We start from the raw sequence: 19811 nt of genomic DNA, 5'->3' as shown, positions 1-19811 counted from the left end.
ACCTACACCACCCTCACCCGAGCAGCCTGATCAACAACACCTGACACATCTATCGGGACTTCCCCTTGACACATGTCTCGGGACACGACAGTTCGAGCGTGACGGAAACTGTCCAAGATCTGCGGCTCGACACGTCAAGCGTGCGGTGGGCATCCGGTTGGTCCGTTTCCGGTCTCCGGCGCGTGTCGGCTGCGCGAAGGGCCGACTGCCGGCAGGATGGCGTAATGGCCGAGCCGCACGACCTGACCGCCTTGGAACAGGCCGCCGCGATCACCCGCGGCGAGCTGTCCAGCGTCGACCTGGTCGAGCATTCCCTGCGCCGGGTCGCGGCGCTCGGCGACACCGTGGGCGCGTTCGTCACCGTCACACCGGACCTCGCCCGGCAGGCCGCGCGCGCCGCCGACGCGGCGCCTCACGAGGAGCGCGGCCCACTGCACGGCGTGCCGACCGCGATCAAGGACCTGACGCTCACCGCCGGGGTCCGCACCACCTTCGGTTCGGCCGCCTTCGTCGACTTCGTCCCGCCTGTCGACGCCGACGTGGTCCGCTTCATCAAGGCCGCCGGTCTGGTCAGCCTGGGCAAGACGACCACCTCCGAGCTGGGCTGTTCGCTCTACTCCGAGGGCCGGGTCGCGCCGCCGGCCCGCAACCCGTGGCAGCTGGCGTACACGGCGGGCGGTTCCAGCGGCGGCTCGGCGGCGGCGGTCGCGGCCGGGCTGGTCCCGGTCGCACAGGGATCCGACGGCGGTGGGTCGCTGCGCATCCCGGCGTCGCTCTGCGGCCTGGTCGGCTACAAGCCCAGTCGGGGCCTCGTCTCCGGCGGGCCGATCGGCTCCGGCGCGTTCGGCCTGCCCATCGCCGGCCCGCTCGGGCGGACGGTCACCGACGTCGCCGCACTGCTCGACGTCATGGCCGTTCCCGTCCCCGGCGAGCCCTACCTGCCGCCGCCCGCGCCGCCCGGCGGCTACCTGGCCGTCGCGCGCCGGGCCGAGCCCGGCCCGCTGCGGATCGGCCGGTTCACCACGCCGATGCTCGCCGAAGAACCTGTGCATCCCGACTGCGTGGCCGCCGTGGACCGGGCCGCCGCGCTGCTCACGGCGGCCGGCCACGAGGTGGTCGAGGTGCCGCCGCCGCTCGGGCCGGCGGTGTGGCCGCTGTTCGAGACTCTCTGGTACGTGCTGGCGCTCGCCCCGGTGCCACCGCAGCGGGAGGCGGAGCTGCTGCCGTTGACCCGGCTGCTCCGGGCCCGGGGCGCTGAACTCTCCGCCGGCACCCTGACCGCCACCCTCGGCGAGTTGCAGGCGCAGGTGCGCCTCGGTGCCCGCCGCACCGCCGGTTGTGACCTGCTCCTGTGTCCCACCCTGGCCACCCCGCAGGCACCCGTCGGCTGGTTCACCGCCGACGCTGACCCGGCCGCCGACTTCGACCGGCAACGCCGGTTCTCGCCCTACTGCGCCATCTTCAACGTCACCGGCGATCCCTCCGTCTCCCTGCCACTGGGTACCACGACCGACGGACTGCCCGTCGGGGTGCTGCTCACCGGCCGGTACGGCGACGACGCGCGGCTCATTGCTACCGCTGCGCAACTGGAGAACTGCAGTGACGGATGGGATCGGCACCCCGCAATCTGGCGGGCCGTCGACTCCGCTAACGTGAATGGTGACGGAGTCGGGCGGTCGGCAGAGTGATCGTCCATCCGACCCGGTTTTTCACTGTCGTCCTTCTTCCGCCTGGGGGCGTTGGGATTGTCTGTTACCGAGACGTTGCTGGTCTTCGTCGGCATCCCGTTGGCCGCGGTGCTGGTCATCGCCGGCCTGTCGTACGCCGGTAGCCACGGTGGTGCCACCGGCGGTGGCGGTGGTGCCAAGCGCTACCGCCCGGGCCGGCCCTTCGACTTCACTCCGGTCTGGTTCCTGGGCCGTCCGGAGCAGCTGGCCGATTCGGCCGGCACCGCGCTGACGGCGGGGGCGCAGGCGCCCGCGCTGACCAGCCACAAGCTTGAGCAGGCCAGCGTCGAGGCGCCGGCCGGTGGAACCGGAGGCGCAAGTGACCGTTGGTGAAAAGCAGGCCGGGTCGGAAAATCCGCCCGAGGTGCTCGACGGGCCGTTTTCGACCCGCCAGCTGCTGCGCATCGACGAGGCGTTGCGCCTGGCCGACAGGGGCACCGGTCTGGTCTTCTCGGTCTTCGTCGGTGGTCTCGACGAGCCGATCCGTGAGCACGCCCAGCGGCTGCACCGTCAGCTCGCCGAGCCCGACAAGTCGGTGCTGATCGCCGTGTCGCCCAACCAGCGCCAGCTGGAGATCATCACCGGGCGGTACGCCCGCAAGCGCATCCCCGACACGTACGCCAAGCTGGCCGCGCTCTCCATGGTCGGCGCGTTCAGCGGGGGTGACCTGGCCGGGGGCATCATCAACGGCCTCGACCAGCTCGCCAGCCACGCCGGCAAGGGCTGACCCACACCCACGACAAAGCCCGGCCCGCTGAACGCGGGCCGGGCTTCGGTGTGTCCGGGTTGTCTCAGCGGGGCCAGGCCGAGGGATCGAGGCGCATCGGCCACGGCTCGTCGACCTGCACCGGATCGTCCGGACCGACCGTACCGAGCAGGTTGTAGTGAACGCCCTTCACCAGCTCGTAGCGGTACACGACGGGGCCGAAGTCGCCACGCTCGACCCGCCAGTAGGCAGGGATGCCGGCCTCCGCGTAGAGCGACGGTTTGGTGAACCGGTCATGCCGACGGCTGCCCGGTGACTCCACCTCGACAACGAGTGCCACGTCCGCGGCTTCGATCCAGGTGCCGTCTCGTGGGGCTGTCGGTTTCAGCACCGTGACATCAGGGATCAGATTGCCTTCGACCGCCCGGAGCCCCGCTTCCCGGATAACCCGCCATCCCGCCGGCGCCGTCGATCGAAGGGCCGCCCGTAGCTCGTCGGCCAGCTCCTGATGCCCATAACCCGGGGGTGGCGTCGCGTGCAGGCTCCCGTCGATGATCTCGTAGCGGTTCCCGTCCTCAGGCAGGTCGGACAGGTCCTGCTCGCGCCAGCCCCGCTCCGGGGGCTGCCATTGGTAGGTCGGCTGCGCCATCACGTTCACCTCCTCTCGCAACCATAACGGCCCGTGCCGGCGAGGACTGACGTCCACGCCGGCACGGGCCGCGTACTCCCTGATCAGCTCTGCGCGGCGTCCTTCGCGCGGGCCTTCAGCGCCCGCACCACACCGTCGCGGCCCTCGGCCACCAGCCGACGCAGCGGGGAGGGGTGCCCGTCACCGGCCAGCCACGCGTCGGTGGCCGCGACCGTGTCGTCCTCCACCAGATAGGTCGGGTACGCCAGCTGGGCGAACTCCTGCGCCGGCTCGCTGTCCCGGGTGGCCCACACCTGCCCGACCGCCGCGAAGTACCGCTCCCGGTACGGGGCAACCAGCTCCACCTGTGCCGGGTGAGCGAACCCCTGCAACAGCGCCCGGTGCCGCCAGTTGGGCAGCGCGTCCGGGCCGGTGAGCAGGGCCCACACGGCGGCCTTGTTCTCGGCCGTCGGCATCAACGCGTGCGCGTACGCGGCTTCCCGCTCGCCGCTGGCCGTGCGGTCGCTGCTCAGCTCCGCCTCGATCTCGGCGGTGCCGGCGGCACCGTTGGCCACCAGCGCGGCGAGGACCGACCAGCGCAGCTCGGTGTCGACGGTCAGCCCGGCCGGCATGCCGGTGCCGTCCAGCCAACCGCGCAGGGTGGCCAGGTCTTCCTCGGAGCGGACCGCCGAGGTGAACGCACGGGCCCAGGCCAACTGGAACCCGCTGCCGGGCTCGGCGGCAGCGAGTGCGTCGCGGGCGGTACGGGCCAGGTCGGCCCAGCCGGTCGGCGCCCAGGCCGGGTCGGCGTACAGGGTGAGCGCGGTGGTCGCCTGCCGCAGGGTGGCGGTGACCAGGTTGATGTCGGTCTCCGCGGGCAGCCCGCTCAGCGTCAGCGCCACGTAGTCGCGGGCGGACAGCTCGGCGTCGCGGATCATGTCCCACGCGGCGGTCCAGCAGAGCGCGCGGGCCAGCGACGAGTCGAAGCCACCGATGTGCTGCACCACTGTCGCCATCGAGCGCTCGTCGAGGCGCAGCTTGGTGTAGCTGAGGTCGTCGTCGTTGAGCAGCAACACGTCGGCGGCCCGGACGCCACGCAGCGCGGCGAGATCCGTGTGCTCGCCGCTCACGTCCACCTCGTACCGCTCTCGACGGACCAACCGCCCGTCGGCCAGGTCGTACAGGCCCACACCGATCCGGTGGGTCCGCAGCGTCGGGTACGCCGCCGGGGCCTCCTGCCGCACCAGCACCTGCTCGTATGTGCCGTCGGCCCCGATGGTCACCTCCGGACGCAGCGTGTTGACCTGCGCGGTCTCCAACCACTGCGCGGCGAACTTGCGCAGCTCCCGCCCGGATGCGGTCTCCAGCTCGGTGAGCAGGTCGTCGAAGGTGGCGTTGCCCCAGGCGTGCTTGCCGAAGTAGGCCCGCAGCCCGGCCACGAACGGCTCCTCACCCACGTACGCGACGAGCTGCTTGAGCACGCTCGCGCCCTTGGCGTAGGTGATGCCGTCGAAGTTGACCTCGACGGCCTCCATGTCCGGCATCTCGGTGTAGACCGGGTGGGTGGAGGAGAGCTGGTCCTGCCGGTAGCCCCAGTTCTTCCGGATGGACAGGAAGGTCGTCCACGCCTCGCTGAACCGGGTCGCGTTCGTGTTGCACCAGTGGCTGGCCCACTCGGCGAACGACTCGTTCAGCCACAGGTCGTTCCACCAGCGCATGGTGACCAGGTCACCGAACCACATGTGGGCCAGTTCGTGCAGGATCGTGTTGGCCCGCTGCTCGTACTCGAAGTCGGTGACCTGCGAGCGGAACAGGTAGTGCGACTCGGCGTGCGTCACGCAGCCGAAATTCTCCATCGCGCCGGCGTTGAAGTCGGGCACCCAGAGCTGGTCGTACTTCGGCAGCGGGTAGCGCACGTCGAACTTCTCGTGGAAGAAGTCGAAGCCCTGCTTGGTGATCAGGAACAGGTCGTCGGAGTCCAGGTACTGGGCCATCGACGCCCGGCAGAAAACCCCCAGGTCGATGCCGTCGTGCGTGTCGCGCACCTCGTGGTACGGCCCGGCGCACATCGCGGTGATGTAGGTGCTCATCCGGGGCGACTCGGTGAAGTGCAGCGTCTTGAGCGCCTCACCCGCCGGCTCCTCCCGCTGCACCGGCATGTTGGAGACCGCCCGCCAGTGCGCCGGCACTGTGACGTGCCAGGTGTAGACGCTCTTCAGGTCGGGCTGGTCGAAGCAGGCGTACACCCGCTGCGCGTCGGCCGTCTCGAACTGGCTGTAGAGGTACGTCTCGCCGTCCACCGGGTCGACAGTCCGGTGCAGACCCTGACCGCTGTTCGAGTAACCGAAGTCGGCGTCGACCACCAGGACGTTGTCGCTGTCCAACCCGGACAGGGTCAGGCCCTTCTCGGCGGACCAGTCGGAGAGGTCGACGGGCGTGCCGTTCAGCGTCGCGGACCGCACCGACTCGGCGGCCAGCTCGATGAAGGTGCTCGCGCCCGGTTCGGAGCAGCGGAACCGGACCTCGGTCGTCGAGGAGAACGTGCGGCCGTCGGCCGCCAGCACGGCGCTGGACAGGTCCAGACTGATGTCATACCCCGTCACGTTGAGCAGGCGTGCCCGCTCGGTCGCCTCGACCTGCGTCAGGTTGCGCACTCCCGGCACTGTTCGTCTCCATCCCACATGTCGCCGTACGCCCGGCGGCGCCCGTTCGCCTACCGCTCGTGACGGCTGGCCCGATTCGAGTCTTCCATGTACGGGCAGCCCGCGGTGGCCGAGGTCACGCTCTCATTCGGGTGCCGGTCGATGCGCTGCGGGGTGAAGATTCTCCTGAGACGCCGACCTGTCGGCGCCACCCGTCGCGAAGGGATCTCACAGTGACCGAACGTGTCACCGCCGACATGTGGTTCGACCCGGCCTGCCCGTGGGCCTGGATCACCTCTCGCTGGCTGCTCGAGGTCGAGCAGATCCGGGATGTGGACATCCGCTTCCACGTGATGAGTCTGGCCGTGCTCAACGACGGCCGGGACGAGCTGCCCGAGGAGTACAAGGAGTTCCTGAAGACCGCGTGGGGCCCGGTGCGGGTCTGCATCGCCGCCGAGCAGCTGCACGGCAACGACGTGCTGCGCCCGCTCTACACCGCGCTCGGCACCCGGATCCACCTGCAGAAGCAGGAGCGGGGTCCGGAGCTGTACGTGGCCGCGCTCACCGAGGCCGGCCTCGACCCGGCGCTGGCCGCGGCCGCCGACAGCACCGACTACGACGAGGCGCTGCGGGCCAGCCACGAGGCGGGCATGCGCCCGGTCGGGCAGGACGTGGGCACTCCGGTCGTGCACGCGCCCGGCCCGGACGGCTCCCCGGTCGCGTTCTTCGGCCCGGTGATCACCCCGGCTCCGAAGGGGGAGGCCGCCGGCCGGCTGTGGGACGGCGTGCTGCTGGTCGCCGGCACCCCGGGCTTCTACGAGCTCAAGCGCACCCGCGAGCAGAGCCCGATCTTCGACTGAGCGACGACCACCGCGCCCCCGTCCGTGCTTCGTCAGTCGCGCGGACGGGGGCTTTCTCGTCCGCCGCCGAGGTCGGCGGTGGGTCGTGGCGTCACCGGGAGGCGGGGGGCGTCGTTTCCCTCGGTGTCCGCCGCAGCGACCCGAAGGGCCGCACGCCGCAGCTCGTGGAGGCAAATCCCGATGGCCAAGCACCGTGCGTCCGGTGACGATCAGCTGACCCGGCAGGGGGTGATCGAGACTCCCGGCGCGGATTACTGGTCCGTTGACGACTCCCGCTGGCCGGCGGTCCGCCCGGACCTGCCCGCCCACCTGGTGGATCTCCTCGCGCCGCCCATCGTGGTGGGCGTGGCGCGGGTCCCGGTGACCTCCCGGCTCACCCCGCCCAGGGCGGTAGACCCACTGCCGTCGTCCGTCGACGCGGTGCCGACCAGTGCGCCGGCGCTGGTGCCGTCGGGGGCGGCACCGGCCGAACCGGCTCCTCCGCCGCCGGCACCGGCTCCTCCGCGCCCGGTGCCGACGCCGCCGCTGAACCCTCGGCCCGTTCCCACGCCTCCTCCCGACCGTCCCGTGCCGGGGCCGCCCGCGTCGCCCCGCCGCGCCCTGAACAGCGGGCCGATCGGGACGGGTCGGCGTGGCAACGGCGGGCCGGTGAGCGCGGGTAGGCACCGCCGGGGCACCTCCGACCGCGCCGGCTGACCAGCCGGGCCCGTCCGGGCGCTTTCATCTGGTGGACGCTCCGCGGGTCCCCGTCGGCGGCGACACCGTCGCCGGTAGCGTCAGTGGGCATGACGGTCGTGCATCCGATCACCCGGGCCTGGGTCACCACTGGCGGCACCGGCGCGCAAAACTACGACGAGTTCGCCGACGACGCGGAGATCACCGCGATCATCGGGTCGAACCCGCACAGCGCTCTCGGCATCGAAATGCCGCATCGCGCCCCGCAGAGCCTGGGCAAGTCGTTCCTCGACGCGCTGCCGGACGCGGTGGCCCGCCTCGCCGAGGCCAAGGCCGACGGCAGTTACACCCCAGCCGAGCAGGTGGTGGTGCTCTACCGGATCAGCGCGCCCGGCGAGGAGCCGGCGTACGGGCTGTTCGCGATGGTGGACACCGACCAGATCTCCACCCGGGCAGACGAGCCGGGCCTGGTCATCCGCAACGAGGACGTCTTCATCGCCAAGGTGCGCGAGCGGGTGGCGCTGGCCGACGCGCTGGGGCATTTGCTCTCACCCGTACTCCTGCTCCAGACCGGTCGTGGCGACGAACTGCACGCCGCGCTCGCGGCGGCGACCGACGCGGCCGGCGCGCCCGCCGCGACGGACACCGACCAGGCGGGGCGCACGCACGCCATCTGGCTGCTCGGCCCCGGCCCGGAGCAGGCCACGCTCACGGCTCTCGCCGGTGGCGGGGACCTGGTCGTCGCGGACGGCAACCACCGCAGCCTGGCCGCCCAGACCGGTGGGCTGCCGCGCTTCCTGGCCGTGGTCACCACCCCCGCGTCGGTGGCCATCCAGCCGTACAACCGGCTGGTCAGCGAGCTGACCACCACCCCGGCCGAGCTGCTCGACCGGCTGCGGGCCGCGGGCGCCGCTGTCGAGCCGATCGACGGCCCGGTCGAGGTCCCGGCGGCCGGCGGCACCGTGCACCTCCGCCTCGACGGCCAGGGGTACGCGGTACGCCTGCCCGCCACCGCCTCCGCGAGCCTGGAAAACCTGGACCACGCTCTGGTCGAGCGGCTGGTGCTGCGCGACGCGCTCGGTCTGGACCCGGGCGACAAGCGAATCACCTACGTCGGGGGCGACTACCCGGCGAGCTGGCTCACCGGTGAGGTCGACGCCGGCCGGGCCGAGTTGGCCATCCTGATCGCGCCGGTGACAGTTGCGGATTTCGTCGCTGTCAACCTGGCCAGGGAGAAGATGCCCCGCAAGAGCACCTGGTTCACCCCGAAGGCGCGCGGCGGCCTGGTCGTCGCCGAGCTGCCGCGTTGAGCGTCATCCCCACGACCGTGTGACGAACCCGGCTCGGGGACGCCGCCCGTGTGACGTCCCCGAGCGCGGCCTGACAGACTGCCCGGTATGCGCGTCTACCTGGGATCCGATCACGCCGGTTTCGAGTTGAAGGTGCACCTGGCCAGCCACCTGGCCATGCAGGGCTACGACGTGATCGACGTCGGTCCGCACAGCTACGACCCGGACGACGACTACCCCACGTTCTGCCTGCACACGGGCGACCAGGTGGTGGCCGACGAGACGGGCCTCGGAGTGGTCATCGGTGGCTCCGGCAACGGTGAGCAGATCGCCGCGAACAAGGTCGCCGGCGTCCGCGCCGCGCTGGCCTGGAGCGTCGAGACGGCTCAGCTGGCCCGCCAGCACAACGACGCCAACGTGGTCGCCATCGGTGCCCGCCAGCACACGCTGGACGAGGCGACCGCCATCGTCGAGGCGTTCCTGAACACGCCGTTCTCCGGCAACGAGCGGCACGCTCGTCGGATCACCCAGGTGGCCGAGTACGAGCGGACCCGGAAGCTGCCCGACCTGCCCTGACCGTGCGGCGCTCAGCGCGGCGAGCGGGGCAGCTCCTCGCGGGGCACCCAGTTTCGCCGGACGACCACCACCCGGGCTTCCGCCTCGGCCAGGTCGTCGTCGGTGGGGCGGGCCGCGTCCCGGGCCCGTAGCGCGGCGCTGAGTCCCACCTGGGACGAGCCGGAACCGACCAACCCGCGCAGCCCTCGCTCGCCGTCGCGCTCGTCGCCGCCCGTGCTCCTGCGTCGCGGCGGCGGCTCGTCACCGTCGTGCACGCCCGGCGTGCTGACCGTCGGGCCGTCCGCACCCGGTCTGGCCGTTTCGGTGTCGGCGGGGTGGCGCAGCCGTCGCCGTCGTCGGTCGGGGTCACCCATCAGCCGACCGTACCCTGGCCCGGTTGGATCCGGCACTGTCGTGGGGCCGTGCGCCCCGGCCGGGGTCGGCGACCGATTTGCCGGCTGGCTACCCTCGAATCAAGGCGGTGCTGTTGCCGTCGGTCAGGGGGAGGACGAGATGGCAGACCAGACGCAGCCGTGGGCGGAGCGGACCGTGGAGGTGCCACCGCAGGCCGGCGTCGGGGTGCCGCCGCAGCGTGACGGGTTCCGCCGGGGTGTCGCTCCGGTGGGCGAGCGACGCACCCCGCGTACGGAGCCGTTCCCGGTGGTCGAGCAGGAGCCGACCGGCACCGGTTGGCCCGGTGGACCGGTGCCCCGCCGCTCGCTCAGCTCGCGGATGGCGCAGCTGCGGCGCGGCGGTGAGTGGAGCTCTGCGGCAGGCCTCTTCGCGTTCGTGTGTTGGGGGATCTGGGCGCTGTCCGGCCAGGGTGACCTGAGCGGCCCGCTGTTGGTGCTGGTGCTCAGCCTGCTGGTGGCGGCCGGCCTGTTCGCCCTGTTCCGGCTGGTCGGCCGGGTGGTGCTGGAGCGGCAGCTGGGCCGGGTCCGGCGCAGCGCCAGAGGTGCGCACCTGGCGACGGCGGTGTTCCTCGTCGGCCTCGGGGTGGCGTGGCTCCAGCAGACCGAGTGGGTCGTCTCGGCCTGGAACTGGATTTCCTCGAACTGACCGGGTGTGCACGGGCGGGCCGGTCCAGGACCGCCCACCCGTGCACCCGGTCGTCTCCCCACCAGGCAAGGTCGCTGCTTACCCGGCCGGCCGCTGTTCATCCGTGGCCGGCCGCTCCGACCGGTACTCCTTCGTGGGCTTGCGTGATCCCGATGTCGTGGAGCCGTTCGTCTCAGCGCTGGGGCTTGTGCGCCCGGACCAGGATGCGCTGGGCGTGGGCCACGAACGGCCCGTGGCGACGGATGTGGTCGTGCAGATCGGCGAGCCGGGCCCGGTAGCGGTCCACGGTGAAGTCCGGCACCGTCCAGATGACTTTGCGGAGGAAGTGCACCACCGCTGCCACGTCGTTGAAGGTGGTCGGCAGCGCCTCGTGCCGCAGCTCGTCGATGACCAGGCCGGCGGCTCGCGCGTCGGCGGCGGCGCGGGCCGGGCTGCGTTCGTCACTGATCTCGCGGGGACCGGTGAGGAACTGGGCCAGTTCCCGGTTGGACCCGGGGCCGATCTGCTGGGCCAGGTACCGCCCGCCGGGGGTGAGCACCCGTGCGATCTCGTCCCAGAGCACGACGTTGGGATGCCGGCTCACCACCAGGTCGAACGTCTCGTCGGGAAACGGGAACGGAGCATTCTCGGCAACGTCGACCACCCGTACGCCGCGCGGTTCGAGCGCGCGTTGAGCCAGCCGGAGGTTGGGCGGCCAGTGTTCGGTGGCCACTGTCAACGGGGGGAATGCCGGCACCTCGGAGAGCACCTCGCCGCCGCCGGTCTGGATGTCCAGCGCGGCGCGGGCAACCCTCATCTGGGCTGTCATGAGTTTCAGATATCCCCAGGACGGCCGCTGTTCTGTCGCGCGGCCGTCGAACCAGGAGAAGTCCCAACCGTCCACGGACGCGTCGACGCCTTCTCGGAGCAGATCCTGGAAGGTCGCCGTGTCCTGCATTGCGTCAGGCTGACAGGCGGCAGTGGTGATGGCAAGCGGATGTGTCCCGTGTCGGCGCAGGGTGCATGCAATGACTCCTGTCAGTGATCTGACACCAATTCCGAACGATCTTTCGGTGAGAATTTGTCACGTGGCGGATCTCCTTCGTTTCGAAACTGATCAGGGCGTTCTCCTCGTCGAGGAACACGCTGGCACCGATCTGGAACGGGTCGGTCTGCTCGACCGGATCCGCCCCGCCCGGGAGACGCTGGAAACGGCACTGGCCCACATCAAACCCGCGCTCGACGCGGCGCTGGGCGTGGTCCGCGGGGTGGCGGTGCGCCCCGATCAGGTGGAGGTCGAGATCGGCGTCACCCTCACCGCGGAGGCTGGTGCCGTCGTCGCTCGCACCAGCGCACAGGGCCACCTCAAGGTCAAGCTGATCTGGACCTCGCCCGTCCCCGCACTGCCGTCGCCGGATGAGGACGGGGCCGACGCGCAGGAGAACGCCGCCCATGACTGAGCACAACGTCGGCCTCCGCCCGCCGGCCGCCCCGGCCGAGCGGTTGGCGGAGCACGGATGACCGGCACCCGGTCGCTCGCCGGCCGGGTGCGGATACTCGGTGGCCACTCCTCGTCGGTCGTCGGCGCGGGCATCCAGTTGACCACTGACCTGGTGCTCACCTGCTGGCATGTCATCGATGACGGCACCGGGACCGGCCCGCCCGGGGTGCTCGTCGACACACCGAGCCACCCCGGCACCCGGGTCGCCGCCGAGGTGACCTGGTCCCGGGGCGTCGGCCCGGCCGGCGACGGCGACCTGGCGGTCCTGCGCTGCACCACACCGCTGCCGTCCGCCCCCGCCACCCTGGCCGATCGTGGCGACGACGAGTTCGACGTGCGGATCGTGGGCTTTCCGGCCAACACCCCGGCGTCCGTCATGGTGCTGGCGCGGGCCGTCGGTCCGGTCGACGTCGGCACCGGATGGCGTCAACTCGACCGACTTTCCCCTGCCACGGCCGGAATCGACAGGGGGTTCAGCGGTTCCGGGGTGTACGCGCCGGATGGCGCCGTGGTGGGCATGGTGCTCGCCCGCGCGAGCGTCGGCCAGCAGCTGGTCGGCTGGATGTCGCCTGTCGGGCAGTGGCGCGCCCTGCTGCCGCCCGGCCTGTTGCCGCCTGCCCTGTTACCGCCCGGCCCGCTGGCAGCCGTCGCCCGGGCGACGCCCCGACCGGCGCCCGCGTCGCTCTCATTCGCGCAGAAGATGGCGCTGGCCCGACTGCTGGAGGAAATCCCAATACTCCGGCACCCCGACAGCCGTCAATTGGTCATTCAGTCGCTGCCGCCGCACATCGGTCGGATGGTGAGACCATTCGGGCCGTTGGGTCTCGACATGTTCGGCCTGATTCGGACGGGCTTAGAATACGAGGACGGGATCGCGGCTCTCTATCGCGTCCTGCTGTTGACGGAAGGGCCGGCGAGTACGCCACTGCGGGCCTTCCGCGACCTTGCCGAGAGCCTCGGTCTGCTGACGGGTACGGAGGACAATCGGTGACGACGCCCCGGATGCCGAGCGCCCAGGTGCAGGCCATCTGCGACGCACTGCTCTCGATGAGTTCGATCAATGACGGGAACACCCGTTCGCTCTACCTCGACGAGGTCGAGGGGGAGCTGCGCAAGCGACTGTCGGTGCCCCGGCACTCCGAGGTCCGGTACGACGTCTACCGCATCGTGCGCGCCTGCGCCCAGGAGCCCCGAGGCGTGTCGATGCTGTTGCAGGTCATCGCCAACTTCCATCCGGGCGCCAGCGCCGTCACCTCCGCCCAGCAGATCTACCTCTCCTGGCTCCTCGCGCAGTTGCTCGCGGACGTCCCGCCCGAGGTGCTGACCGGGGCCGTCGCGGCAGTCACGGCAGTCGCGGATCATCCGCTGTCAGCGGAGGACCTGCCCGACCTGGTGGAGGCCGTCGGCTGGCAACCGGTGGGTGACTGGCAGGTCCCGGCCGTCGTGGCGCTGGCGGGCCTGGTCCTCGCCGGCATCGAGTCGGACAGCAAGCCGCTCGAGCAGTGGTTGCGGGAGGCGGCGGCGGTCCTTCGGCTCAGCACCACCGACCTCGACGATCTGCGCGTGGCTGCGAAGACGCACTGGACGTCGCTACGATCCCCGCACCAGGCGGCACCGGCCGAGGCCGGTGGAGAGGAACCTGAATCCGACATGCGCAGGACGATCATCATCGAGGAGACGACGCCCCAGCGATCCCGAACTCTCATCCGGGGCGGCGTCCCACCGCGCAACCTGTACTTCACCGGCCGGGAGAAGCAGCTCGTCGCGCTCGACGAGCTGCTGTCGTCACAGCACCGGGCCTCGGTGCTGCCGGAAGCGGCGCTGCGCGGTGTCGGTGGGGTCGGCAAGACCCAGCTGGCTGTCGAGTTCGCCTACCGGTACGCGGACCGTTACCAGCTGATCTGGTGGATGGCCGCGGAGGATCTCACTGCGCTGCGTACCTCGATCGCGGCCCTCGGCGAGCGGCTCGGCCTGGCCGCGAGCGCCAGCCTGGAGCAGACCGTGCGGACGGTCCTCGACTCGCTGTCGACGAGTTCGCTCAGTTGGCTGCTGGTCTACGACAACGCCGACGACCCGCACGAACTGGCTCCGCTCATGCCCTCGTCGAACCTCGTCGGCGAACGCGGCCACGTCCTCGTCACGTCACGGAACATGGCCTGGTCGGCGAGCGCCCTGACCCTGGACATCGACGTGTTCACCCGAGCCGAGAGCGTGGAACTGCTGCTCAAGCGGCGTCCCGCGACCAGCCCCGACGACGCCCGCCGGCTCGCCGCCGAGCTCGGCGACCTGCCACTCGCCCTGGAACAAGCCGTCAGTTGGCTGCTCACCATGCTGTCGTCGGTCGACGAATACCTCGTCGACCTCAAGGAACACGCTCGGGAGCTGCTGGGCGAGGGGCAACCCCGGCAGTACCGGGGCACCGTGCTGACCGTGGTGTCGATGGCGCTCGCCGCGGTACGCGAGCAGAACCCGGCCGCCGCGCAGCTGATCCAGCTGCTCGCCTTCCTCAGCCCCGACCCGGTTCCGATGCGCCTGCTCTGGGAGGGGCGCCGCGCCGGGTTGGACGAACCGCTGCGCACGAGCCTCCAGGAACGCAACGACATAGCCCGGGCCATCCGGCAACTGGCGTCGCTCGGGCTCGCCAAGGCGGACAATGCCAGCCGGCACGTACAGGTGCACCGACTGGTGCAGGCGGTCATCCGGGAGGGGCTCGCCGAGCAGGGCGACGACAGCCCGCTGACGAACGCCCGCCGGCTGCTCGCCGCCGCCAACCCGGGCTTCCCCGACGACCGGAGCACCTGGCCCCGCCATGCCGACATCGCGCCACACGTCCGTGTCGCCGGTCTGATCCACGGTGACATCGACGCCCGCCGGACGGCGATGGACCAGCTGCGCTACATCTACAACCTGGGTGACTTCGAAGGCTGTCGGGACTTCGCGGAGGAGATCCTGGCCGCCTGGGACCAGCCCGGTCCGGACGGCCAGCGCAGCGGCGATCCGCTGACCCTGCTGGCGATGCGACGGTACGCGGACGCCCTGCGGCTGCTCGCCGACCCGCGCGCGGCCACGTTCGGCCTCGAAGCGCTGGAACGGATGCGGACGAGCCTCGGTGAGGAACACGAGTACACACTGGGCGCGGCGAACAGCGTCGGCGCGGACCTGCGGCGCCTCGGCGACTTCGCGGCGGCGGCCGACCTGGACGGGCGCAACCTCGACGTGCACCGCCGGGTGCTCGGCGACGGGCATCCGAGCACGCTGCGGGTGATGAACTCGATGGCGATCAACCTTCGCCTGAGCGGTGACTTCGAAGGGGCGTACGAACTCAACCTCGAAGTGGCGCGGCACGCCGGTGCGGCCGCGGAGGACGGCACCTATTCACTGGTGCTGGCGCAGGAGGCTCAGGCGCGCGACCTATACCTCCTGGGCCGGTACGCCGACGCGCTGGCACTGCTGGACACCTCCCTGCCGGTGCAACGATCGCTGCTGGGCGCGGAGCACCTCACCGTGCTGCGCGCCACCTGCATCCACATCGCCTGCCTGCGCAAGACCGGGCGGCTCGACGCCGCCGTGGCCGAGGGCGCGGCCAACTACCGGCTGGTGACCCGCCGCTTCGGGACCGATCACGTGCTGGCCGCGGAAGCGGGCATGACCTGTGCCAACGCCATGCGCGCGGCGGGCGACGCGACCCAGGCGTACGCCCTGGCCGCCCAGGGGCACGCCACCTTCCGAGCCGTCTTCGGGGAGCGCCACCCGGTCACGCTCTGCGCTGCTGTCAATCTCGGGGTGATCCTGCGGGCTCGCAACTTCGACCGGGAGGCGCGGGAGTTGGGTGCGGCCACCTTGCAGGCGATGGGCGAATCGTTGCCGCCCACCCATCCGTACCTGCTGAGCGCGCGCTCCGCGCAGGCGATCAACCTGGTCCGGTCACACCGGCTGGAGCAGGCGCAGGTGCTCTCCGAGGCGATCCTCGAGGATTCACGTCGCCTGCGTGGTCCGGGGCATCCGTACACGCTCTACTGTGCGGTCAACGCGTCGGTCGACCTGATCGAGGTGGGCGAGGAGGCTCGGGGCCGCGAGCTGCTCGACGAGGCTGTCGCGGCGCTGGAGGCGTTGTTCGGGCCCGACCACCCGGAGGTGGACGCCGCGCGCGGTCAACGGCGCATCGAGTGCGACATCGAGACCGTTGGGCTGACCTGACGCCTCACCCACCGGTGGCGGCCGTTCATCCGGTGGGGATCGTCGGTCGGCGGGCGCGCTCGGCCTGCGCCACCTCCCGCCGCCCGGCGGCGTCCGCGGACGCCGGGACCGGCACGGCGGCCAGCCGGCCGATCCGTTCGGCCAGGCGATCTGCCCAGAGCCGCCCGGCCGAGGTGAGACTTCCCGCCCGGGCGAGTTCGACCAGGGCGCGCTCCAACTGCGCGCGTACCAGAGCGAACCGCGCGGTGGCCTGGGCCGCCAGCTCCGGATGGGCGCGCAGCGCGGCCCACACCTCGGCGACGGCGGTGAACGCGTAGGTGCCGTGCAGCAGCCCGCCGATCGGACGCGGGTCAGGACGCCAGGGCGCGAAGTACCGCTCCGGGTCGGCGGGTTCGTGCAGCCGGACCAGACCGAGGACAGCGTTGAGTTTGCTGTGTTGCAGCTCGTGCACCATCGTCACGGCCAGATCCACCGGGTCGAGGTTGGCGTCGGCGGCCAACGCCCCGAAGGCGTCGGCGTGCGTGACACTGTGCCCACGCTCGGTGCCGTCGGCCAACGGTACGAAGGTGCTGATCCCGGCGGCCACCTCGGCGGCGTGCGTCGGGGCGTACCCGACGAGCAGGTGCCAGGCGTGCCCGACGGACCGTTCCAGCTCCGCGGCCTGCGCCGCGGAGAGCCGGGCGGCGACCGGCAGCCCGAAGCAGTCGCGGTAGGGGTCCAGGTCGTCGACGCGGAGGTCGAGGGTGACCGAATGGTCGGTGAAGCGCCACCAGCGGGTGGGCGTCCACCGGCGCCCGTTCAGGTGGGCCGGCGTCACCGTCGTGCTGCCACCGTGTCGACGCAGCACCCCGAGGCCCGGCACCGGCACCAGGCCCGCACGCGGCGTGACCTGCACAGCCGCGTCCGACAGTCCGCTGAGGGCGGCCGCCGCGAGCGCCGCGAACGGAAGGTAGTCGGGTCGGCCGGTGGCACCGTGCCGGACCCGATCGATCGCCCAGACGGCCAGCCACGGATGGTCGAGCAACACGTTCGCGGCGGCGGGGTCTAGGCGGTGGGCGTGGCCGAGCAGGTGCGCCGACGCCGCCAAGGCGTCGTCGGTGTCGGCGAGGCTCTTGAGAACGAGCATCGTTCGGTTGCGTTGCGCGCGCCGCAGAGCGTGGACGGCAGCCGGGCCAGCCCCACCGTCGGCCAGGCGGGTGAACTCCGAGCGGGTCAGCTGGAGTCGGCGCCGGGGTCGAGGAAGCTGTTCCAGCCGGTCAGCGTCGCCTGCCGGGGACTCTTCAGTGTCGCGACCAGTTCCTCGATCCATCGGGCCAGTTCCGGATCCTCGTCGCGTAGCAGGTGGCTCAGACCCTGCGTCAACACGTCGACCACAACGAGGTGATCAGGTGCGGGTTGCTCAGTCATCGATGTCCCGGGTCGGCGCAGGCGTGCTGACATGAAAACACGTCAACGTCTGTGATCACCATCGGCTTACCGTCCGTCACCGCGGGTCGCGTCATGGGCCGTACCGCCGCCGGCTGCTGCCGGCGGCGGTACGGGACCCGCGGGTCAGCCGGCGGCCGCCTCGGCGGCGGCGTAGTCGCGGGCCACCCGGACCATCTCCACCAGCCCGTGGGCGTACTCCTGGGATTCGCCGTGCGCCTCGTCGAACGGCGGCTGGAAGCCGACGCCCTCCCACTGGTTGGTCGCCGGGTTCCAGAGGTCGTTGCCGACCTCGAAGTCCCAGGCGAAGATGCCCAGCTCGTAGTAGAGCTGGTCGGCCGAGTTGCCGGCGGCGGAGTAGAGCACGTCGGCGACCGGTCCGGTCTGCGACGGCCAGGTGACGGTGCCGCGCTCCTGGGCAATGGCGCCGACGATCCGCCGGGCGCTGTTGAGGAACAACGTCGACTCGTCGATCGACGGTCGGGGCAGGGTGACCCTGCCGTCGGCCCGGTACGCCCCCGGCGGCCACATGAAGTACCCGCCGTAGGAGTGCACGTTCATCGCGAACTTGATGTTCGGGTGGTCGTGGGCGAGCGCGATGACGTTGCCGCTCTCCGCCTCGGACAGCTCCGACGTGCCGGCGTAGTTGCCGGAGAGGCAGTTCGCGCTGGCCCCCACGTAGCCGTCGAAGTACGACCCGACGGTGTAGTTGCGGTTGACGTCGACGCCCCACGAGGTGCGGTACTTCGGGTCCCGTGCCGATCCCTCGCAGTGGTTGACCAGGTTCTTGCGCTGGAAGTTGTAGTCGTTGAACGAGTAGTTCGCCCCGTCCGGGTTGACCACCGGGATGACGAAGATGTCGACCTGCTCCAGCAGCTCACGGGTGGCCGGGTCGGTCCGGGCGTTGGCCAGCATCCGCTCGGCGAACTCCAGCGTCACCAGCGGGGTGGCCCACTCCCGGGCGTGTTCCTGGGAGTACGCGAGCACCCCGACCCGGGAGCCGTCCCGATGTACGCCGAGGCGCAGCGCCTGCACCGTCCACGGCCGTGCCGGCACCTCGGTGCCCTGGAGGCCGTCGTCGAGTCGGGTGGGGCCCGCGACGGGCATCGGCAGCCCCGCCGAGCCGTCCTCGACGGTGGCCCGGAACCGGTCCGGTTGACGGGCGTTGATCGCCGCCGCGACCTCGTCGGTGGTGCTCACCGTCCTGCCGGCGGTGTCGGTGGCCAGTGACACAGTGAGGACGCGGTCGCGGTAGCCGACGGTCAGTGGGCGGTTCGCCCGGCCCGGGTCGACAGTCCGCACCTGTACGCCGTTCATGTTCTGGTCGCCGAAGCGGACCGACTCGACGACCAGGGCGGCCACCGCCGGGTCGCTCAGGTAGCCGGCCGCGTTGCGTCGGTATCCCTGGGTCTTGTTCGGCAGGTCGATCACGTCCACCAGGTCCCGGTACTGGCGGGCCAGCCGCTTGATCCGCGCCTGGATGTCCACCGGCGTCAGGTACGCGTCGATGAAGTCCTTCTGGTAACCGGCCGGCAGCGGCGGCGGAGAGGCATTCGGCCAGAGCGTCGGGGTGATCGCCCTGCTGACCCCACCGAGGCTGGAGGTGGCGCTCAGCTGAACCGGCCGGCTCGGCACCGGCTGGGGAAGCGCGTAGTGGTACTGGTACTCGCCGGAGTCCTCGAACCGGTACAGCGGGAACGAGCCGGTGGCGCCGTCCGCCGTACGCCAACTGACGGTGATCTCCACGTCCGGGTCGTCGGTGGCGGTGGTGGCCACCTGGGCCTGCAGGAAGGTCTGTCCGGTCGTGGTCCACCAGTACGCCTGCTGCACCTGGAGGGTGTCCACGGCAGTGGCGCTGGCGGTGGACCGCTGACCCGCAGCCGGAGCGCGCAGCCCGGCGGCGGTGCGGGCCTGGGCCGCGCGGACGCTGTCGGTGTAGTGCCGGTTGCCGTCCCCGGCGCGCTGCACGACCTGCACGGCCGTCGCGCCCTGCGCGGTCAGTTCGCCGAGCTGCGTGCCGCTGAGCACCAGGTCGGCGATGATCCGGCCGTCCCGCGTCCGGGGCCGGTTGGCCAGGTCCGCGCCGGTGGCGACGAGCCGGTCCAGCTGGGCCTGATCGCGGAGCTGAACTCGGACCACCGCGGTTTCGGTGGCGCTCAGGGAGATCGGGGCGGCCGGGGTGGCGGGTGCCGCCGCGCCGGAAGCCGGATGGGACAACACTGCGCTGAACAGGATCACTGTGGTGGCGGCAGCTGTCCACCGTCGTCGGACGATCATGTGCCCTCCTGTGACGGACGTCGATGTGTCTGGTCCTTACACCAGTGCACAGATCGACACCTGTCAAGATGGCGTGGTGCCTCGCCCTGCGGCGGGAGTGACCGAACGTGAGCGCGGTCAGCCAATTAGGTCAGATGTCCTGCTTGTTCTCGCAAGTTGTGACCGCTCTTTACAGTGCTGTCTCTCGATCCCTAGTGTTCGGCCCACTATCCGGGCTTGATCACGGGGGTTGCTGATGCCTGGTTGGCTTTTGCCTGCGCGCTCTACGCGGAGTCGTTCGGCGACTCCCCG

The 19811-nt window shown here is 71.2% G+C and carries 18 protein-coding genes; 11 read left to right on the top strand and 7 right to left on the bottom strand.

Features of this window, described 5'->3' with window-relative positions; translation table 11 throughout:
- Positions 1-224 precede the first annotated feature (224 nt).
- The 3 genes from ACFYPG_RS33035 (at position 225) to ACFYPG_RS33025 (ending at position 2454) form a co-directional block, all read left to right on the top strand.
- Complete coding sequence (locus ACFYPG_RS33035) at positions 225-1688, top strand: amidase (RefSeq protein ID WP_355010143.1); 1464 nt, start codon at positions 225-227, stop codon at positions 1686-1688.
- A gap of 75 nt (positions 1689-1763) precedes the next feature.
- Positions 1764-2060: a hypothetical protein gene (locus ACFYPG_RS33030; RefSeq protein ID WP_196930456.1), complete on the top strand. Its 297-nt coding sequence runs from the start codon at positions 1764-1766 to the stop codon at positions 2058-2060.
- Complete coding sequence (locus ACFYPG_RS33025; RefSeq protein WP_355010142.1) at positions 2047-2454, top strand: DUF5130 family protein; 408 nt, start codon at positions 2047-2049, stop codon at positions 2452-2454. The genes ACFYPG_RS33030 and ACFYPG_RS33025 overlap by 14 nt, the downstream gene beginning before the upstream one ends.
- A 64-nt stretch (positions 2455-2518) precedes the next feature.
- Here ACFYPG_RS33025 and ACFYPG_RS33020 read toward each other — a convergent pair whose 3' ends face one another.
- Together ACFYPG_RS33020 and pepN are read right to left on the bottom strand one after the other, a co-directional pair.
- Positions 2519-3082 carry a Uma2 family endonuclease gene (locus tag ACFYPG_RS33020; protein ID WP_355010141.1) on the bottom strand — a complete coding sequence of 188 codons (564 nt, stop codon included), beginning with the start codon at positions 3080-3082 and terminating at the stop codon, positions 2519-2521.
- 83 nt (positions 3083-3165) lie between these two features.
- Positions 3166-5715, bottom strand: coding sequence for an aminopeptidase N (gene pepN, locus ACFYPG_RS33015; RefSeq protein ID WP_355010140.1), 2550 nt, complete (start codon positions 5713-5715; stop codon positions 3166-3168).
- Positions 5716-5936: 221 nt separating this feature from the next.
- Between pepN and ACFYPG_RS33010 the strand changes: the two genes are divergently transcribed.
- The 4 genes from ACFYPG_RS33010 to ACFYPG_RS32995 all read left to right on the top strand — a co-directional run bounded on the left by ACFYPG_RS33010 (position 5937) and on the right by ACFYPG_RS32995 (position 9103).
- A complete protein-coding gene (locus tag ACFYPG_RS33010) occupies positions 5937-6563 on the top strand; it encodes a DsbA family protein (protein ID WP_355010139.1) in 627 nt (208 codons plus the stop codon).
- A gap of 180 nt (positions 6564-6743) precedes the next feature.
- Positions 6744-7259 carry a hypothetical protein gene (locus tag ACFYPG_RS33005; RefSeq protein WP_355010138.1) on the top strand — a complete coding sequence of 172 codons (516 nt, stop codon included), beginning with the start codon at positions 6744-6746 and terminating at the stop codon, positions 7257-7259.
- Between the two features lie 89 nt (positions 7260-7348).
- Positions 7349-8548, top strand: a complete 1200-nt coding sequence (locus ACFYPG_RS33000) for a DUF1015 family protein (protein ID WP_355010137.1) — start codon at positions 7349-7351, stop codon at positions 8546-8548.
- An 87-nt stretch (positions 8549-8635) separates the two neighbouring features.
- Complete coding sequence (locus ACFYPG_RS32995; RefSeq protein WP_355010136.1) at positions 8636-9103, top strand: ribose-5-phosphate isomerase; 468 nt, start codon at positions 8636-8638, stop codon at positions 9101-9103.
- Between the two features lie 11 nt (positions 9104-9114).
- Here the strand turns inward: ACFYPG_RS32995 and ACFYPG_RS32990 are convergent, their stop codons facing one another.
- A complete protein-coding gene (locus tag ACFYPG_RS32990; protein WP_387355114.1) occupies positions 9115-9456 on the bottom strand; it encodes a hypothetical protein in 342 nt (113 codons plus the stop codon).
- Between the two features lie 139 nt (positions 9457-9595).
- Here ACFYPG_RS32990 and ACFYPG_RS32985 point away from each other — a divergent pair, with 139 nt between their 5' ends.
- On the top strand, positions 9596-10141 hold the full coding sequence (locus tag ACFYPG_RS32985) for a hypothetical protein (protein ID WP_387355112.1): 546 nt from the start codon (positions 9596-9598) through the stop codon (positions 10139-10141).
- Positions 10142-10313: 172 nt separating this feature from the next.
- Here the strand turns inward: ACFYPG_RS32985 and ACFYPG_RS32980 are convergent, their stop codons facing one another.
- Complete coding sequence (locus ACFYPG_RS32980) at positions 10314-11078, bottom strand: class I SAM-dependent methyltransferase (protein WP_387355110.1); 765 nt, start codon at positions 11076-11078, stop codon at positions 10314-10316.
- 130 nt (positions 11079-11208) lie between these two features.
- On the opposite strand from ACFYPG_RS32980, the gene ACFYPG_RS32975 reads away from it, so the two are divergent.
- Genes ACFYPG_RS32975 through fxsT form a run of 3 tightly spaced genes read left to right on the top strand, consistent with a single transcriptional unit; the run spans position 11209 to position 15818 of the window.
- Positions 11209-11580 carry a CU044_2847 family protein gene (locus tag ACFYPG_RS32975; protein WP_387355108.1) on the top strand — a complete coding sequence of 124 codons (372 nt, stop codon included), beginning with the start codon at positions 11209-11211 and terminating at the stop codon, positions 11578-11580.
- A 57-nt stretch (positions 11581-11637) separates the two neighbouring features.
- Positions 11638-12612, top strand: coding sequence for a trypsin-like peptidase domain-containing protein (locus ACFYPG_RS32970; RefSeq protein ID WP_387355106.1), 975 nt, complete (start codon positions 11638-11640; stop codon positions 12610-12612).
- Entirely contained in the window at positions 12609-15818 is a 3210-nt protein-coding gene (fxsT, locus tag ACFYPG_RS32965) for an FxSxx-COOH system tetratricopeptide repeat protein (protein WP_355010130.1), read from the top strand. Before ACFYPG_RS32970 ends, fxsT begins: the two co-directional genes overlap by 4 nt.
- 25 nt (positions 15819-15843) lie before the next feature.
- Here the strand turns inward: fxsT and ACFYPG_RS32960 are convergent, their stop codons facing one another.
- From ACFYPG_RS32960 to ACFYPG_RS32950, 3 genes are all read right to left on the bottom strand, one after another.
- Entirely contained in the window at positions 15844-16944 is a 1101-nt protein-coding gene (locus ACFYPG_RS32960) for an aKG-HExxH-type peptide beta-hydroxylase (RefSeq protein ID WP_355010129.1), read from the bottom strand.
- 86 nt (positions 16945-17030) lie between these two features.
- Positions 17031-17225, bottom strand: a complete 195-nt coding sequence (locus ACFYPG_RS32955; RefSeq protein ID WP_355010128.1) for a hypothetical protein — start codon at positions 17223-17225, stop codon at positions 17031-17033.
- A 144-nt stretch (positions 17226-17369) separates the two neighbouring features.
- The gene (locus ACFYPG_RS32950) at positions 17370-19520 is read right to left on the bottom strand and encodes a M14 family zinc carboxypeptidase (protein WP_387355103.1); all 2151 of its coding nucleotides are present in this window, start codon (positions 19518-19520) and stop codon (positions 17370-17372) included.
- Positions 19521-19811 lie beyond the last annotated feature (291 nt).

The organism is Micromonospora sp. NPDC005553 (assembly GCF_042871765.1).
Classification (GTDB): Bacteria; Actinomycetota; Actinomycetes; order Mycobacteriales; family Micromonosporaceae; genus Micromonospora.
This window is presented reverse-complemented; position numbering and strand designations above follow the sequence as displayed.

Coding starts and splice junctions, on each gene's coding strand:
- ACFYPG_RS33035 (WP_355010143.1), top strand. CDS start 225: ATGGCCGAGCCGCACGACCTGACCGCCTTGGAACAGGCCGCCGCGATC.
- ACFYPG_RS33020 (WP_355010141.1), bottom strand. CDS start 3,082: ATGGCGCAGCCGACCTACCAATGGCAGCCCCCGGAGCGGGGCTGGCGC.
- ACFYPG_RS33005 (WP_355010138.1), top strand. CDS start 6,744: ATGGCCAAGCACCGTGCGTCCGGTGACGATCAGCTGACCCGGCAGGGG.
- ACFYPG_RS33000 (WP_355010137.1), top strand. CDS start 7,349: ATGACGGTCGTGCATCCGATCACCCGGGCCTGGGTCACCACTGGCGGC.
- ACFYPG_RS32995 (WP_355010136.1), top strand. CDS start 8,636: ATGCGCGTCTACCTGGGATCCGATCACGCCGGTTTCGAGTTGAAGGTG.
- ACFYPG_RS32990 (WP_387355114.1), bottom strand. CDS start 9,456: ATGGGTGACCCCGACCGACGACGGCGACGGCTGCGCCACCCCGCCGAC.
- ACFYPG_RS32985 (WP_387355112.1), top strand. CDS start 9,596: ATGGCAGACCAGACGCAGCCGTGGGCGGAGCGGACCGTGGAGGTGCCA.
- ACFYPG_RS32980 (WP_387355110.1), bottom strand. CDS start 11,078: ATGCAGGACACGGCGACCTTCCAGGATCTGCTCCGAGAAGGCGTCGAC.
- ACFYPG_RS32970 (WP_387355106.1), top strand. CDS start 11,638: ATGACCGGCACCCGGTCGCTCGCCGGCCGGGTGCGGATACTCGGTGGC.
- ACFYPG_RS32960 (WP_355010129.1), bottom strand. CDS start 16,944: ATGCTCGTTCTCAAGAGCCTCGCCGACACCGACGACGCCTTGGCGGCG.
- ACFYPG_RS32955 (WP_355010128.1), bottom strand. CDS start 17,225: ATGACTGAGCAACCCGCACCTGATCACCTCGTTGTGGTCGACGTGTTG.
- ACFYPG_RS32950 (WP_387355103.1), bottom strand. CDS start 19,520: ATGATCGTCCGACGACGGTGGACAGCTGCCGCCACCACAGTGATCCTG.